Source organism: Mycobacterium sp. D16Q13, from assembly GCF_002013375.1.
Taxonomy (GTDB): domain Bacteria; phylum Actinomycetota; class Actinomycetes; order Mycobacteriales; family Mycobacteriaceae; genus Mycobacterium.
In genome coordinates this window covers 14,010-30,367 of the sequence record NZ_MAEW01000005.1, presented here as the reverse complement: position 1 = coordinate 30,367, position 16,358 = coordinate 14,010, and the positions used below count along the sequence as shown (strand labels likewise).

Annotated in this window: 16 protein-coding genes; 8 read left to right on the top strand and 8 right to left on the bottom strand. The window is 63.8% G+C overall.

From position 1 onward, the window contains the following. The 4 genes from B4400_RS06680 to B4400_RS06665 all read right to left on the bottom strand — a co-directional run bounded on the left by B4400_RS06680 (position 1) and on the right by B4400_RS06665 (position 4,885). Positions 1–1,113 carry a phosphodiester glycosidase family protein gene (locus tag B4400_RS06680; RefSeq protein WP_078306978.1) on the bottom strand — a complete coding sequence of 371 codons (1,113 nt, stop codon included), beginning with the start codon at positions 1,111–1,113 and terminating at the stop codon, positions 1–3. 115 nt (positions 1,114–1,228) lie between these two features. Beyond that, positions 1,229–1,975 (bottom strand): pirin family protein, encoded by a 747-nt coding sequence (locus tag B4400_RS06675; protein ID WP_078306980.1) that lies wholly within the window; start codon positions 1,973–1,975, stop codon positions 1,229–1,231. A 74-nt stretch (positions 1,976–2,049) separates the two neighbouring features. Continuing rightward, positions 2,050–3,174, bottom strand: a complete 1,125-nt coding sequence (locus B4400_RS06670) for an NDMA-dependent alcohol dehydrogenase (protein WP_078306982.1) — start codon at positions 3,172–3,174, stop codon at positions 2,050–2,052. Positions 3,175–3,328: 154 nt separating this feature from the next. Continuing rightward, positions 3,329–4,885, bottom strand: a complete 1,557-nt coding sequence (locus tag B4400_RS06665) for an acyl-CoA synthetase (RefSeq protein ID WP_078306984.1) — start codon at positions 4,883–4,885, stop codon at positions 3,329–3,331. 114 nt (positions 4,886–4,999) lie between these two features. On the opposite strand from B4400_RS06665, the gene B4400_RS06660 reads away from it, so the two are divergent. From B4400_RS06660 to B4400_RS06640, 5 genes are all read left to right on the top strand, one after another. Then, positions 5,000–5,683, top strand: a complete 684-nt coding sequence (locus B4400_RS06660; protein WP_078306986.1) for a DUF3137 domain-containing protein — start codon at positions 5,000–5,002, stop codon at positions 5,681–5,683. 112 nt (positions 5,684–5,795) lie between these two features. Next, positions 5,796–6,467 carry a hypothetical protein gene (locus tag B4400_RS06655; protein WP_139361289.1) on the top strand — a complete coding sequence of 224 codons (672 nt, stop codon included), beginning with the start codon at positions 5,796–5,798 and terminating at the stop codon, positions 6,465–6,467. Between the two features lie 9 nt (positions 6,468–6,476). After that, positions 6,477–7,088, top strand: coding sequence for a LemA family protein (locus B4400_RS06650; RefSeq protein WP_078306990.1), 612 nt, complete (start codon positions 6,477–6,479; stop codon positions 7,086–7,088). A gap of 314 nt (positions 7,089–7,402) precedes the next feature. Then, complete coding sequence (locus B4400_RS06645; protein ID WP_078307037.1) at positions 7,403–7,804, top strand: VOC family protein; 402 nt, start codon at positions 7,403–7,405, stop codon at positions 7,802–7,804. A 74-nt stretch (positions 7,805–7,878) separates the two neighbouring features. Further along, the gene (locus tag B4400_RS06640) at positions 7,879–9,363 is read left to right on the top strand and encodes a M1 family metallopeptidase (RefSeq protein WP_078306992.1); all 1,485 of its coding nucleotides are present in this window, start codon (positions 7,879–7,881) and stop codon (positions 9,361–9,363) included. A gap of 8 nt (positions 9,364–9,371) precedes the next feature. Here the strand turns inward: B4400_RS06640 and B4400_RS06635 are convergent, their stop codons facing one another. Further along, entirely contained in the window at positions 9,372–10,337 is a 966-nt protein-coding gene (locus tag B4400_RS06635) for a sigma-70 family RNA polymerase sigma factor (RefSeq protein WP_078306994.1), read from the bottom strand. A gap of 41 nt (positions 10,338–10,378) precedes the next feature. After that, a complete protein-coding gene (locus B4400_RS06630) occupies positions 10,379–12,064 on the bottom strand; it encodes a DUF3556 domain-containing protein (protein ID WP_078306996.1) in 1,686 nt (561 codons plus the stop codon). Positions 12,065–12,144: 80 nt separating this feature from the next. Between B4400_RS06630 and B4400_RS06625 the strand changes: the two genes are divergently transcribed. Beyond that, on the top strand, positions 12,145–12,966 hold the full coding sequence (locus B4400_RS06625; protein WP_078306998.1) for an alpha/beta hydrolase: 822 nt from the start codon (positions 12,145–12,147) through the stop codon (positions 12,964–12,966). A gap of 87 nt (positions 12,967–13,053) precedes the next feature. On the opposite strand, the gene B4400_RS06620 is transcribed toward B4400_RS06625, so the two are convergent. After that, a complete protein-coding gene (locus B4400_RS06620) occupies positions 13,054–14,313 on the bottom strand; it encodes an oxygenase MpaB family protein (RefSeq protein ID WP_286150992.1) in 1,260 nt (419 codons plus the stop codon). A 137-nt stretch (positions 14,314–14,450) separates the two neighbouring features. Between B4400_RS06620 and B4400_RS06615 the strand changes: the two genes are divergently transcribed. Next, the gene (locus tag B4400_RS06615) at positions 14,451–15,203 is read left to right on the top strand and encodes a DUF2786 domain-containing protein (protein WP_078307041.1); all 753 of its coding nucleotides are present in this window, start codon (positions 14,451–14,453) and stop codon (positions 15,201–15,203) included. After that, positions 15,200–15,706, top strand: coding sequence for a TIGR04338 family metallohydrolase (locus B4400_RS06610; RefSeq protein WP_078307002.1), 507 nt, complete (start codon positions 15,200–15,202; stop codon positions 15,704–15,706). Before B4400_RS06615 ends, B4400_RS06610 begins: the two co-directional genes overlap by 4 nt. On the opposite strand, the gene B4400_RS06605 is transcribed toward B4400_RS06610, so the two are convergent. Beyond that, positions 15,703–16,347, bottom strand: coding sequence for an O-methyltransferase (locus tag B4400_RS06605; protein ID WP_078307005.1), 645 nt, complete (start codon positions 16,345–16,347; stop codon positions 15,703–15,705). The genes B4400_RS06610 and B4400_RS06605 overlap by 4 nt on opposite strands. Positions 16,348–16,358: the final 11 nt, after the last annotated feature.

Here is a 16,358-nt window from a genome sequence, read left to right as displayed (position 1 = left end):
TTAACTGAATCCCAGCCAGCTGGGCAGCGCCCGTCCGACGCCCCCGGCGGCATCGCACAGGGTGTAGGTGGTATCGCAATTGCCTTTGGGGGAGCCGTATCCCGCCCACATGCCGCCGGCGTCGCGGCGCAGCACGATGGCCGAGGAGCCGCCCCCGTCGAGGGCAATGGCATTGTCGGCGCCTAGTCCGCGGTAGAGGTCCTGGAGGTTGTCGGGGGTGTAGCTGCCGCCCTGGAAGACCATGAGTTCGTCGGTCGAGGACTTGTAACCGAGCGCGGTGCGGGCGGCAGCGGGGCCGGGATCGTTCAGCTGCTCGGTGAATCCTGGAAGCAACAGTTTCAATCCGCTTACCGCGACGAACTGAACTCCCTTGTCCATCAGGCCTTCTAGCGGACCGGTGGCGTACCCGTAGTCCTTGGGCCCTGCGGAGGCGATGATCTCGGGTGCTGATCCGGGGGAGAAGACCATGGTGGCCAGCGCCGTCCAGACTTCATCTCCGCCGGAGAGCGCTTGCTTGCCCGCGTACACGCGCGTTCCGGTGACCTGCTTGTTGTAGTTGGCACTGCCGTTGGCGGTATCGACATAGGCGCCCAGCGGCGAGGTACATCCGGTGCTCTTCCAGTTACCGCCCTTTTGGCCCCGGACGTCGAAGAAGTTGGCGTTGATGATGAACGTGGGCTTGCCCATGGTCATCCAGGCGGCCATGGGCTTGTATGTCTCCGAGGCCTGCCACAGCCCCTCGGAGGTGCGGGCGCGCGCATCACGTTCGCAGCGGGACTGATAGCCGGAATGGGTGTCCACCAACAGGTTTGCGCGCATCCGCGACGAGGCGCTCTTGATGACCATGAGGTGGCCGCCATTGTCCAGCGTGTACTCATTGCCGGCCGCATTGCGGAAGGGGGCCGGGTTGCCGCTGCCGAAGTTGTAGACCAGGAAGGTGCCCTTGGTGTTGGCGATGGCCGCGAGTACCGCATCGTGGGCCGCCTCGGCCCGGGCGGTGTTATGGGTGGCGGGAATGGGCAATGCCGCCACCAGCATCATGCCGAAGGCGGCGGCGATCAGGCGACGTCCGGAACGGGCTCGCGGAAGACGCGATAAGCGCGAAATGCCCACGGCGGTCCCTCCTGTGACGATCTTGAATAGTCAACGATAATCACAGCAGCAACACGGTCAACTTTGGTAACAAGTGGGGATCGATCGGACATCGGCAGCGTCGCGATGAGGTGCGCTAGCCGCCCAAGCGGGCGTGCATCTCCCATACGAGGACTTCGGCATCGGTCGTCGCGGTGACCCGTGCAGCGCCGGTGTCGCTGAGTCGCACGGCATCTCCCTCGGCAAGCTCACCGGCTCCCTCGAGGACCACGGCGCCGCGGGCGATAAACAGATGCACGAACGGTGCTGCCGGAAGCTCGACGCTGTCCCCGGCGGGGATGCGCGCCGCGTGCAGTGCCGCGTTCTTCTGGGCAATGGTGATCGCCGTCTGATCCCGGTGCCGCGGCATCCCCGAGGCCACGGTCACCAGCCCGCCGCTGAGCAGCTCGCCATCGATCTCCAGCTGTTGGTAACCCGGATCAAGCCCCGAGTCGTCGGGACTGACCCACATCTGGATGAATCGCACCGGGTCGGAGTGACGTTCACCCGAGAGTCGCCACGAGTCGTTCTTCTCCGAATGCAGAATGCCGGATCCTGCCGACATTCGTTGTGCCAGACCGGGATAGATCACCCCTGCGTTGCCCTCGGAGTCCTGGTGCACCAGCGATCCCTGCAGCACCCAGGTGACGATCTCCATATCGCGATGGGGATGTGTCTCGAAGCCGGCGCCCGGCAGCACGATGTCGTCGTTGTTGACCAGCAGTAGTCCGTGGTGGGTGTTGTGCGGGTCGTAGTGCTCGCCGAAGGAAAAGGAGTGCTTGGAATCCAGCCACGAGATCGTGGTCGCGAGCCGCTCACTCGCGCGCCGGACGTCGATAGCCATATATCGACAGTAACGCCACGCAGGGAATCCGGGGGAATCGTCTGCGTGGCGTTACCGTCGGCGAAAGATTCGGCTTACCAGTCGGCTTCGGTGTACTTGATGACGCCGCGGATGTTCTTGCCGTCGAGCATGTCCTGGTAGCCCTCGTTGATCTGCTCCAGGCTGTAAGTGGTGGTGACCATCTCGTCGATCTTGAGTAGGCCCTGCTTGTACAGGCCGACCAGACGCGGTGTCTCCGTGTGGGTGGTGCCACCGCCAAAGATGTTGCCCTTCAGCGTCTTCTGCAGCATCGTGAAGAGGAACAGGTTGAACTTCACGTCCACATCGACCATCGCGCCCATGCCGGTGACCACGCAGGTGCCGGTCTTCGCGGTGAGGATCATGGCCTCTTCGATGTATTCGCCCTTCATCTCGCCGACCGTGATGATGGTCTTCTGCGCCATGATGCCCCAGGTCAGGTCCATAACCGGCATGATGGCCTCGGCCATCGAGGCATAGACATGAGTGGCGCCGAACTTCAGGGCCTGCTCACGCTTCCACGGCACCGGGTCGATCGCGATGACGTATCGGGCGCCGGAGACGACGGCGCCCTGCAGGGCGCTCATGCCGATTCCGCCAACACCGATGATGATGACGTCCTCGCCGGGCCTGACCTCGGCGATATTGGTGGCAGAGCCGAAGCCGGTGGGCACGGCGCAGCCGAGGAGTGCGGCCGACTCGAAGGGCACACTGTCGTCGATCTTGACCACGGAATCCTCGTGCACCACGGCGTACGGCGAGAACGTGCCGAGCAGGTTCATTGCGGAGACGGGGGTGTCGCCCGCGTGGATGCGGTTGGTGCCGTCGGCGATAGCCTTGCCGCCCAGCAGGATTGCGCCGCGGTCACACAGCGACCGGTAGCCGCGCATACACGGTGGGCACTTACCGCAGGCCGGGATGAAGGCGAAGATGACGTGGTCACCCTCCTGGACGGAGGTGACGCCCTTGCCCACCTTGGTCACGACGCCCGCGCCCTCGTGGCCGGGCAGCACCGGTAGCTCCATCGGGGTGGCGCCGGTCAGCACATGGTAGTCGGAGTGGCACATGCCAGCGGCGTGTAACTGGACCTGAACTTCGCCCTCGGCCGGATCACCGAAGGTGATCTCTTCGACGACGATCGGCTTGTTGAGCTCGCGAATCAGCGCGCCTTTTGTCTTCATTGACTGGCTAGTCCTTCCAGATACACGTGAACCAGATCACTCTCGTGGACGAGGATAGCGGCTTTACGAGAAAAGTGAAACGCGTTCTAAAAGTGCGTGGTCAACGGGCCAAGAGTGCCTCTGACGACTACCTATGCACGATTATGAGGTCTTGTTAGGAGACGCCCGCGTCGCGGGTATCCCAGTACTTCTGCCGAAGCACGCGCTTGAGGATCTTGCCCGCACCGGACAGCGGGAGCTCATCTACGAACTCGAAGCTGCGCGGCACCTTGTAGTTGGCGATGTGTTCGCGGCAGTGCTCCTGGAGGTCTTCGCCGCAGCACTCGGACTGCGTCTGTTTGACGACCACGGCGTGCACGCGTTCGCCCCAACGTTCGTCGGGGATGCCGATCACCGCGCACGCCGCTACCGCCGGATGCTTGGCCAGTGCGTTCTCTACCTCGGCCGAGTACACGTTCTCACCGCCGGTCACCACCATGTCCTTGATGCGATCCACGATGTAGACGTACCCGCGTTCGTCCATCCGTCCGGCGTCGCCGGTGTGCATCCATCCGTCCCGGGCGGCGGCCGCAGACTCCTCGGGTAGCTCCCAGTAGCCGAGCATGACGTTGTCGCCCTTGACGACTACTTCGCCGATCTCGCCGCGTGGGACTTCGTTGTCGGTGTCTCCGCTGGAGTCGACGATCATCACCTCGCAGTGGGGGGCCGCGCGTCCCGCCGAGCGCAGCAGCGCGGGGTCGTCATGATCGTCGGGAAGCAGCAGCGTCGCGACGGGGGACACCTCGGTCATGCCGTAGGCCTGGGTGAATCGCGCGTTGGGGAACACCTGTTTGGCGCGCTGCAGCACTGCCTCGGAGATGACCGAGGCGCCGTAGACGATTCCACGGATACCACTGAGGTCGAGCTGTGCGGCCGCTGGATGATCGACGAGCATCTGGATCATGGTGGGCACCAGCAGCATGTCCTGGACATCGTGCTCGACGATGGCGTCCAGCACGGCCTGCGGAGTGAACGACGGGACGATCACGTGCGTGGAACCCGAGAGGTTCCCCGCGAGGACGGCACTGAAGTCGGCCATGTGGAACATCGGAGCCGAGTGCAGCAGTCGGCCGTCGCGGGTGAGGAAGTTTCCGGTGGATAGCGACCCCATCGCCGAGGTCAGCACGTTGTCATGAGACAGCATGACGCCCTTGGGATTTCCGGTGGTTCCCCCCGTATAGAAGACGCCTAGCAGGCTGGCGCCACCGGTGCGGGTGTCCGTGACGGGCTCGTGCGTGGCGAGGAGGTCCTCGTACCCGATCATGTCCTCGGGTGTGGGACCGTCGCCGCAGTAGACGACAGTGTCCAGGCACGCACAGGCAGCACGCAGCGGTGCGGCGGCGGCCTTGAATGCGTCGTCCACGAACAGCACACGGGTGCCGGATTCACGCAGGGAGTAGCCGATCTCGGCAAGGCTCCAGCGGATGTTGACGGCGTTCAGCGCAGCACCCAACCACGGCACCGCGGTGAGGTATTCGACGTAGCGGTCGGAGTTCAGCGAGAGCATGCCCACTCGGTCGCCCGGCTGGACGCCGACAGCTCGAAGCGCCCCGGCCAACCGGGCGACACGGTCCGCGAACTGCTCCACGGTGCGTTCCCGGCCCTGGTAGATCGTGATGGGGCGGTTCGGGTCCTGCTGCAGGGCACGGTGCAGCCACTGGGTGAATTGCATATTCCAATCCTGCCGTCCGGAACTGTCTCGGGTGTGGGATTCATCGAGCTAACAGGCAATGTCCAGTGTCCGGGTACGATGCACCGAGGGGCAACGGGCGACAAGGGGGGAATTGTGTCTGAGAGTCTGCTGATGGTGTCGGGTATTGCTCTCTTCGTGCTGGTCTTCGCTGGGATGTGGTTCCTCTCGTCCCGGATGCGTAAGAAGCGAATCGCCATCCTCACCGCCTGGGCCCGGGCGCATGGTTGGACGTACACCGCCGACGATCAGAGCCTGCTGGGCCTATCCGATGGTGCGCCGTTTGGTCAGGGACATAGCCGCACCGTTCAGGACGCATTCAACGGCACCATCGATGGGCACGGGTTCGTGTCCTTCCAATACTCGTACCAGGTGACCACCAGCAACGGCGAACGCTCGAGCACCACGACGTACGAGTTCATGGTGACGTGCATTGCTACGCCACCGTCGTCGCACTGTCTGGAGATCAAGCCCGAGGGCGTACTCTCCGGATTCTTTGGTGCTCTGGGCTTTTCCGATCTGGAACTGGAGTCCGACGAGTTCAATAAGAGGTTCAAGGTGAAGGCCAGTCCGGAACGGTTTGCGTACGATGTGCTCAACCCGCGTGCCATGGAACGGATGCTTGCCGACCAAAAATATTCGCAACCCTTGCGATTCGAGAATGGTCGGCTATTGACGTGGCGAACAGGGAAGCTTGACGAGCGAAAGATCGCCGACGACGTGAAGTACCTGATCGAGGCCCTCGAACCCATTCCAGCATACGCCTGGGAGCAGCGGTAGGAACGACATAAACCAGCTGGCCGCCGACTGGTATTGTTTTGCTAAACCGGCGGCTAGATGCGTCGGGCGGCAAGTCGGGGGTTATATGTTCAATAACAGCATCATAGCCACTGTGCTCGCAGTGGCGGGTATTGCCGTGGTGGCGGCTGTCGTGGGATTGTCGGGTTACCGGTATCGGCGAGGTATTACCAGTAGGAAACTTGCTGAGGAACTTGCGCAGTTCGCGGCGGCTCAAGGCTGGACCTACAGCAACACATCCGATCCGCTTCTGGCGGAACTCTCCTCCGGACCCCCCTTCGGCCTGGGAGATTGCCGCAGGGTCAGGGGCGTGTACCGCGGTAAGGCCGGCGCTTGCGATTTCGTGTCGTTCGGATACGCCTACGAAATCAGCCGGGACACGGGCACGTTCGACATGACGACAACGTACGAGTACATGGTGACGTACATCGAGACGCCCACATGTGACTCTCGGCTCGAGATCACCTCTGGTAAGACACTTTTGGATGAGCTAGGTGCCAATGACCTTCAGCTGGAATCTGACGAGTTCAATCAGCGCTTCCATATCGAATGCGAGCCGGAACGATTCGCTTACGACGTGCTCAATCCGCTGACCATGCAGCGGATGCTTGCTGACCCGCGGTCCGCGTGGCCGCTGAGGTTTGAGCACTCCAAGCTGATGACCTGGCAGTACGGCGAACTTGATGTGCGGCGCATCCCCAGTGCTGTTCAGTATCTGATCGACACTCTCGAGCCGGTCCCCGCGTATGCCTGGCACCAACACTAGGAGAAGGAAATGGCCCCAATTCTGATCGTGATCGTCCTCGCGGCGTTCATCTTCCTGATAGTCGGACTATGGATCCTGACGACGTACAACGGCTTCGTCAGGATCCGCAATCTGGTGCAGGAGGCGTGGAAGCAGATTGACGTCGAGCTGCAACGGCGACATGATCTCATTCCCAATCTCGTCGAAACGGCCAGTGCCGCAGCACAGTTTGAGCGGAGCACGTTGCAGCAGGTGACTGCGGCGCGCAACCTCGCTCGCGAGGTCTCCGCCACACATCGGGGCGTCGCGGCCCAGGCGCAGGCTGAGCAGCAGCTTTCCGGGGCTTTGGGCCGGTTCTTCGCTATCGCCGAGAGCTACCCACAACTACAGTCGGTTCAGAACTTCGTCGGGCTGCAGACTGAGCTGGCCAACACCGAAGACCGTATTGCCGCGGGACGGCGTTTCTATAACGGCAATGTGCGCGCACTGAATACCAAGGTGCAAACGGTGCCGTCCAACTTTGTCGCGGGATGGTTCGGTTTCACCGAGGCCGAGTACTTCGAGCTCGATGACCCGGAGGCTCGCAAGGCGCCGGATGTCCGGGGAGTCTTCGACCGTCTGAACCCGCCTCCACAGCAGTAGATGACTTCAATCGGCGTTTTCACCTCCGCGCCAACGACACCCGCTTTGCCTATGATGTATTGAATCCAGCACGATGCACCGCATGCTCACCGACCGGCGGTTCCAGCTCCCTATGAGATTCGACAATTCCAACCTGTTTACGTGGAGATGGGAAGCGTTGCGACCTGAGTGGGTAGAGCCGCACGCCCGCTATCTGATCGACGTCCTTCGTGAGGTGCCGCCGTACGCCTGGGAGCATCGATGAATTTCGAACGCGGGAACAGTCGGTATCGGTGAACGGTGGAAACGCCACCGTCCTGCCGGTAGGAGCCCCGATGTCCCGCATGTTGTTCGTCAATATTCCCATCGCTAATGCCGCGGCAAGCCGCAAGTTCTTCGATCACCTGGGCTTCTCCTTCAACGACCAGTTCTGTGACGAGAACACCCTCTGTATGGCGATCAACGAGCAGAGCTGGGTGGTGATGCTGGAGGAGGACCGCTTCCGTGGCTTCATCGCCGACGACATCGCCGATACCTCGAAGAATCGCGAAGTGCTGCTCTGCGTTTCGGCCGACAGCCGGGACGGGGTGGACGAGCTGACCGACGCGGCGCTGGCCGCGGGCGGGGTGGATTGGATGCCGGCGCAGGAGCTTGGCTTCATGTACGGCCGTTCGTTCCGTGACCTGGACGGACACGTGTGGGAGATCAGTTGGATGGATCCGGCTCACCTCCAGTAGCTACGCACGATCGGTGCCGCCTTACGTAGAGTCGCTCGTTAGGGTCACAGGGGCCCGCTCTACGTAAGGCTCACATGACACACAGGATTCTCGGGATCCCTACCGCTGTCGCGGTGCTCGTGGTCGGTGGCGGCGTCGCCGCGGCACCCGCATATGCCACCGACACCTTCACGCCCGGATCACCCAACGGTATTGACAGTTACTTTCCGCAGGATGGCAACGGCGGCTATCGCGTCACCCAGTACGACCTGACGCTGCGGTTCGACCCCGAGAGCACCGATGTGAACGGCACGATGGTGATCCGGGCTGCCGCCACCCAGAACCTGTCCAGCTTCAATCTGGACTACTCGGATCTGGGCACTGTGACGGCATCCGTGGACGGCCGGCCGGCCGCCACCGAATTCAGCGGCGAGCACGAAATGACCGTCACCCCGGAAAAGGGCATCCGCGCCGGTAGCGCCTTCACCACCACGATCACCTACGCGTTCAACGAGCAGCAAGAGGCGCAGGAGCGCGATCTCGGCGCGCTGCCCGGCTGGGTCCGCAGCACCAGCGGCGGGTACGCCAAGGGCGGCGAGCCCGACGGAGCGGAGAACTGGTACCCGTCGAACAACACCCCGGTGAACAAGGCGCCCTTCAAGCTCACCGCGACAGTTCCGTCGTCGTGGACCGCCGTGGCAGGCGGCCGAGAAGGCAAGGCCACCGAGTCGGGTGGCTGGACCACCACCACCTGGAACGAGCCGAATCCCGTTGCCATGTATCTCGTTCCGTTTGCCGTGGATCACTTCTCGGTGTTCCGGTCCACGCTGCCCAGCGGTACCCCCGTGGTGAGCGCGTTTGCGCCCGACGCTGGTTCGGGGGATTCCGAGGCGCGCCTGCCGGAGATACTCACGTTCCTGGAATCCAAGCTCGGGAAGTACCCGCACGTGGCGGCCGGAGGCATCTTCGCCGATCCGATCCGCGAGGACATCGCCTTTAGCGCCTTGGAAACTCAGACGCGTCCCTACTACACCTTCAGTCGCGATACCGAAGAGTCCGGCCGCCTGTCGACGATCGTGCACGAAAACACCCACGAGTGGTACGGCGATCTGGTGTCGGTCGAGCAGTGGCGCGATATCTGCCTCAACGAATGCTTCGCCTCCTATCTGCCGTGGATGTGGTCGGAGGAAAAGGAAGGCAAGTCCATCGACGAGCACTACCGCAAGACGGTGGAGAAGATCTGGGATGAGGACAAGGTCTGGGGGAACCTGCTCTACGACATGTGCCCGGGTGCCGCCGAATGCAGCGCCGACGAGGTCTTCAATCCGCTGGGTGTGTACGGCAAGGGCCCGCTGGCGCTGCACGCGCTGCGACGCACTATTGGGGACAAAGCATTCCTGGAGATTCTGCGGTCATGGCCGGCCGCGCACAAGTGGGGCAATGCCACCTGGCCGCAGTTCGAGGCGTACGTGCAGAAAGTCGCGGGTAAGGACTTGTCCGGGTTCTTCACCGCCTGGTTCCACAGCGTGACCAGGCCCTCGGACCAGTATCTGTTCCCGGGGAGCCTGGCTCAGCGGTAAGCGGCGCCCTAGTCGGTGAGTTCGCTTGGCAGGCCGAACCTCTCGAACAGTGAGATATCGAAGAAGCACACCACATGGGCCACGCCGTCCTGCGTGACGTCCAGGACGTGCATCTGGAACGGGCGGTGCACCCCATCGCCCTCGCGCATGTAGAGGCCGATCGCCGGTTGACCATTGGCGGACGTTTCGATGAGGCGCATATCGCCGGCATGCTCGGCGGGGCATTGCTCCTTGATGAGCGTGGCGATGCTCTGTCCGCCCTGATACCAGCCGGTGAACGGAGGCATCTCCCAAATCGCCTCGGTGGTAAACATTTTCGCGATGGCGTCAACGTCGTAGCGCTCGAAAGCGTTGATGTACTGGCGGAGCTGCTCGCGCAGCATGGGGTCCTCGGGCTCCAGCAGGTTGTCTTCTTGTGGCGACACCTCGTGCAGCTGCGCGCGGGCGCGCTGCAGCAGGCTGTTCACTGCGGCGGTGGTGGAGCCGATGGCCTCGGCGACCTCTTGGGCCTTCCACTGCAGTACCTCGCGCAGCACCAGCACCGCACGCTGCTTGGCGGGCAGGTGTTGCAAGGCGGCGACGAAAGCCAGGCGCACCGACTCCCGTGATCCCACGATGCTGGCCGGGTCGGTGGCGTCGTCGGGCAGCGGCTCCAGCCACGGGATCTCGGCGCGTTCGTCCAACTCGTCGAGCGGGTTGGCGCTGGGTGCTCCCAGCCCGGTCGGCAGCGGCCGTCGCTGCTTGCCCTCGAGCGCCGTCAGACAGGTGTTGGTGGCGATCCGGTACAGCCAGGTGCGCAGCGATGACTTTCCCTCGAACCGGTCGTACGCCTTCCATCCGCGCAGGTACGTCTCCTGCACCAGGTCTTCGGCATCGTGGATGGACCCCGTCATCCGGTAACAATGGGCCAGAATCTCGCGCCGATATTGTTCGGTGCGCGAAAGAAATTCATCCTCGATGGCTTGTGCCGTCACGGGCGAGAGAATAGTCCCGTACACCGACACCTGTCAGGTCGTTACGGGGTGTTGACGTGTACGGGCAGCTCGTCATCCCAGGGCTGGCGGTTGACCATATCGGCCACTCGGACATAGCCGCTTTCGAACTCGCCAGTGGCAGCGTCCACGAGACGGTATTGCTGGGTTTGACGATGGATGGGCTGTGCGTCGAGCAGCACGATGCGCACCTCGCCGGGTTCGAACCGGCAGCGTTCTTGCATCGCGGCGATCAGCTGCTCGTTGTGCATGTGCCCGTCGCCGAAGTTCCAGCCGATGGCGGTGCTGCAGATCCGTTCGCCGTCGGTGATGACGTAGTCATCCTCGTTCTGTCCCGCCATGGCGCGGTGCGCGAGCGTGAACATGGCCCGACCGTGGGTGTTCATGGCGCGGAACGCATAGCCGATGTACATGAGCAGCGGCGCCTGTTCGGTGCCGTAGAAACGTTCCATCTGCGCTTGCGGCATGCTGGCGATCGCGACGATGCCCTTGTCGATCTTGGCGCTGGCGGATGGTTTGACGCACCACAGTGTGGTGTCCCAGTTTCCGGCGTAGTACCGCATGCCCGGCAGGAAGGAAATCTTGCGGGGCAACAGGTTTCCTGCGACAACCACACCGGCGCTGACGGCGAACAGAAGCAGCACGGGTACGGGGTGCTGGATGTCTTTGAGGCCGATGTTCGCGTGCGCGACGAACAGCGACAGCACACCGAAGATCATGAACACATTCCATTCCAGCGGTACACCCATCGGAATGGCGGTCAGGATGCCCAGGTGGAAACAGACCATGACGATGGCCGCGCTGGTGGTGACCCAGCCGCCATGGCTGAAGAACAACGCGATCGGCACCAGCATCTCGATGGCGGTGCTCACGTGCGCGACAAAGCGGGAGAGCCGTCCGGGGCGCAGGTCATCGGGGAACTTCTCGAAGAACGCCCGCTTGAGCCGCTTGGCGCGGATGAGCGGGTTGTTGGACATCATGGTCGAGATGACAAAGGGGAAGTGGTGGTTGAGCTTTGACGTCGCTGCTCCCATCCAGATGACGACGAAGATGAGCTTGGCGGCGACGATCATGTCGGCCCCGGATAAGAGGAACGTGACGGTGAGGGCCCCGTACACCTCGCCACGGGCGGCCAGGAAGATCACCTTGTCACGCAGGCCGGTGAGGGCCAGCAGCCCCAGGATGGTGGCGACCAGCCAGGTGGGTAGCAGCCCCGTCTCGGTGGGCTGGGAGAACAGCGCGACCAACAGAATTGCCAGGAGTGCCGCGTAGAGCGCGATGTCGACAGGGGTACGTGCGGAGCCCTTGGTGAGTGGGACGCGGGGCCAGGGGGGCAAGCGAATGGTGTTGGGGCGCAACCAGTACAAGATTGACCCCAGAGGGGGGAAGAACCTGTTGTTAAGCGGTCCGAAACCGCAGCCGAGGCCGATGACCTCGAACAGCATGGTGTAGAGCACCACCTTCTGGAAGACGATGGGCGCGGAGAAATCCGCCAATTCGTCAACACCGTTGGTGGTCGCCACGGCGGACAGCCACCCGCCCAGGATGTACAGCCCGATTTTCAGTACGTAGAAGAGGTGCAAGGCGACCGGTGTGCCGAAGCCCACCTCGGCCCAGTGCCGGGCCATCGGACGTATCTTCTCGGCGCGGGTGCCCTTGCTCCATTCGGCGACATCGACGACGGGCAATGTGGGCTTGAGGAATCCCATGCGCCCACACTAGAACGTGTTCTAGTTGATGTTGGCCGGTTCGACAGTTCCGTAGAGTTTCCGGGGTGAGTGGATCTCGGGTGCAGCGCGCCTTCGACGGCGCCGATAACGTGCGGATTGTCTACGACACCTGGACGCCGGCGGGAACGCCTCGCGCCGTCGTTGTGCTCTCGCACGGTTTCGGCGAGCACGCGCGCCGGTACGACCATGTCGCGCGGCGGTTCAACGACGCCGGGTACCTGGTGTACGCCCTGGATCACCGCGGCCATGGCCGTTCCGGTGGCAAGCGCGTGTACGTCAGGGATATCTCGGAATACACCGACGACTTCGGCACCCTGGTCGATATCGCGGCCCGCGAGCACCCCGACCTGAAGCGCATCGTGCTGGGACACAGCATGGGCGGTGGGATTGTCTTCGCCTACGGAGTGGACCACCAGGACCGCTATGACCTGATGGTGCTGTCCGGGCCCGCGATCGCCGCGCAGGTGGGATTGCCGTATGTGCTGACACTGGTGGCTCCGGTGGTGGGACGGCTGATGCCCGGGCTGCCGGTCCAAAAGCTCGATGTCAACGCGATCTCTCACGACCCGGCGATCATCGCCGCGTACAACGCGGACCCGTTGGTCCATCACGGCCGGGTGCCCGCGGGGATCGGCCGGGCACTGCTGGGCGTGGGTAAGACGATGCGCCAGCGCGCCGCAGGTCTGAAGCGTCCGGTGCTGACGATGCACGGCGAAGACGACCGTTTGACGGCGCCCGAAGGCAGCGTGTGGCTCTCCGAAGCGGCACCCGATGCGACGCTGAAGATCTGGAATGGCCTCTACCACGAGATCTTCAACGAGTTCGACAAGGAACTCGTGCTCGACGAGGTGGTGTCCTGGATCGACGCCAGGCTTTCCTGACGGGCCTCTGCTCGACACGCCGCGTTCTGCGCGAGCCACTCGACGAATGCGTCGAAAGACGGCGTGTCGAAGGCGGAGTAGTGGCGATTAGCGCCGCATCTGTGACAGATCGCGGAAGTCATGGGTGTGCGCGCCGGACTGCCAGTCGATCCAGTGTTCCCAGCGCCGCATCTTGCCGTCCTGCCAGCGGCGGTCTACGGCGGGGACAGCGTGGCGGGCGAGTTCTATCGCGGCGATAAACGGGGCACGAGCGACAAGTGCCGCGGTGCCGAGCCAGCCGGTGGGGATCCGGTAGAGCCTGCGGTTCCACGGCAGCATGAACAGCCTCGTGAAACCCGCCTGCAGTTGCAGGTGGAACAGTCCCCGGAGGCGATTGACCGGTGATGAGCCGGGGTTCGGCGTGAACGACGGAACGAACGACTCCACGAGCTCGCGTGAGGCGTCCCCACCGTCATAGGCGCGGGTGGCGTCGAAGTGATACAGAATCCGTACCGCATCGGCGACCGTCTCGGGGTAGATGTCATCGCACCGCACCCCGAGCAGATAGCCCAAGTATCGACAAAAGTGCAGGGCCGCAACCATTTCCGATCGAGTCGTGAGATAACCGACGGCCCACAGTCCTAGCCCGGGCGCCACGCTGCCGGCGATGAGTGTCAGCAACATCTCCGATTGGCTGATCGGCTCGCCCCACTGCTCGCGGCGCCATTCGGGATGCTGGCGCACGCCGCGGCGCACGGAGACGTGCATGACGCGGATCTTCATGGTGATCTGCCGGGCTACCGAATACCGGTCCAGAGCGGCACCGGGCCGTGCGCACTCTAGCCACCACCTGCTGGTCTCGAGGTGGCGATGCATCGCGCCCTGGCCCGCGTAGCCGCCCGCCAGTGACAGAGGGGTTGCCAGCCAGCCCTCGGTGTAGGTGTCCATGGTGCCCGCATTGGCGATGGAGCCCATGTCGTAGCCCCACCGCCGCCACACCGCGGCCCCGGCCTCGATGAGCTCCGGATCGGCCCAGGGAGGCAGCGTGTCGAACTCGGCGAACAACGCCCGCATCGATTCGGGCGCATCCTCGACGGCGTCGATTCCCTCGTTGAGGGCGCGGTCAAGGAGCGCTCGGCCGCGCTCCGGGCCGATCTGCCCGTAGTAGACCTCTGCCACGAAGCGCTCGGCGACCGGATCGGTTATCCACAGACCTTCCCCGTATTGGCGCACCACCTCGTCGGATGGCGTGAGATCGAACCCCGTCCAGCGGCGGAGGGCGTTTCGCACTCCCGTGTGCGCCGGTGCCGGGTTGGCGAGATTCTCCGCGTATGCCGCGGGCAGTACGGCATCTTCCTGAAGGGTCACGCGGCCTCCACTGTCTCCCCATGTCGTGTGTCCGGCTATCGAAACACAACCCGAACAGATTGACAATCATGGTTGTCAGAAGTGTGGGTGATGCTTGCTACCGCGGTATGTCGCCGGGCTCGCCTAACCTGGCCTTCGTGACAGAGGACAAGCAGCTCTCGCGGATCGCCGCTCTGCTCCGTCAGGCCGAGGGCACCGACAACGCGCACGAGGCCGAGGCCTTCATGGCGGCGGCACAGCGACTGGCCACCGCGACCTCGATCGACTTGGCGGTCGCCCGGGCGCACTCGGCCAAGCGAGATGCGCAGGCGCGGCCCATCCAGCGCACCATCACCATCGGTGAGGCGGGCACCCGCGGCCTGCGGACCTACGTCAACCTGTTCGCGTTGATCGCCGGCGCCAACGACGTCACGTGCGATGTCGCGTCCAACTCGACGTATGTGTATGCCTACGGTTTCGCCGAGGACATCGACGCCGTCCACGCGCTCTACGCCAGCCTGGTGGTCCAGATGGTCAGGGCCTCGGACACCTACATCGGCTCCGGTGCGCACCGGCCCACCCCGACCATTACGGCCCGCCTGAACTTTCAGCTGGCGTTCGGCACACGGGTGGGGCAGCGGCTCTCCGATGCCCGGCAGGAGGCGCGTGCCGAGGCAGTGAAGACCGAGAAGCGCGGCACGGGAACCGAACTAGTGTTGCGGGACAAGGACATCGAGCTGCGTGATTTCTATAAGGGCACCTCGACGGCACGCGGGAGGTGGCGCGCGGTGAGCGCGCAGGCCGGTTACTCCTCGCACGCCCGCCGCGCGGGCGATCGTGCCGGGCGGCGGGCCAGGCTTGGCAGTAGCTCCGAATTAGCTGGTGCTCGCGGCGCATTGGAGCAGAACTGAGCGATCAGCCACGGCCACGTGATTCCCAGCGCGCCAAGGTATACGCGGCCGAGGAGTTTGTGCGCACCATGTTCGAGCGGGCGGCGAGTCACAGTCAGCGCGATATCGATTTCTTCGGCACCAGATTGACGCTCCCACCCGAGGCGCGCTTCGCGTCGGTGGAATCGGTGCAGCGTTATGTCGATGACGTGCTGGCCCTCGTGGCGAGCAGATGGACCGCCGGGCCCGTCACGGTGCGTGCCCGTCGCGGCGCGACGGCTGCGCATTACGAGCGCGACGGAGACCGGGCGGCCATCGCCGTTCCGGACGATCGCAACGGGAGTGCCTGGGCCATGCGGGAACTGGTGATTCTGCACGAGCTGGCGCACCACCTGTGTCCACAGGACGGCCCGGCACACGGGCACGAGTTCGTAACCCTCTATGCGGAGCTGGCGGGGCTAGCCATGGGGCCGGAGGTTGAGTTCGTCCTGCGCACCGTGTACGCCCGTGAGGGTGTGCGCTAGCGCACGACGGCGATCGCCAGCCCGTCCCAGCCCTTAACGCCCACCGTCTGCAGCGCGGTGGCATCCAGACGTGGATCAGAGCCCAGCCGTTCCAAAGCCTGGCGGGTGCCTTCGGCGTTCGGGCCTTCTTCCGAAATCCAGCGAATCACGTTGTCCACCACAATGACTGCCCCGGGTTGAGTGAGCCGCAGCGCCCAATCGAGATAGCCCGGGTTGTTGGATTTGTCGGCATCGATGAACACCAGATCGAACGGCCCCTCGACCGAGGGCAGCGAATCCAGTGCCGGGCCTACCAGGACCTCCACACGTTCGGCGAGCCCGGCGCGCTTCAGGCTGGCCTGCGCGACGGAGGCGTGTTTGGGATCAAACTCCAGCGTCACCACCGCACCGTCAGGGCCTACCGCCTTGGCGAGCCATGCGGTGCTGTACCCGCCGAGGGTGCCGATCTCCAGCACTCGGCTGGCCTTGGCAATCGTGGCCAACAAGTACAGGAACTTGCCCTGCGCGGCAGATACCGCGATATCGGGCAGGCCGCCTTCCTGCTGTGCCTGCCGGATGTGGTCCAGCTCGGCCGCGTCGGTGGCGACGGTGCGCTCCAGGTAGTCGTCGGTGTCGGTCCACACTGATTGGGAGAGAGTCACTTCCGTGAGGG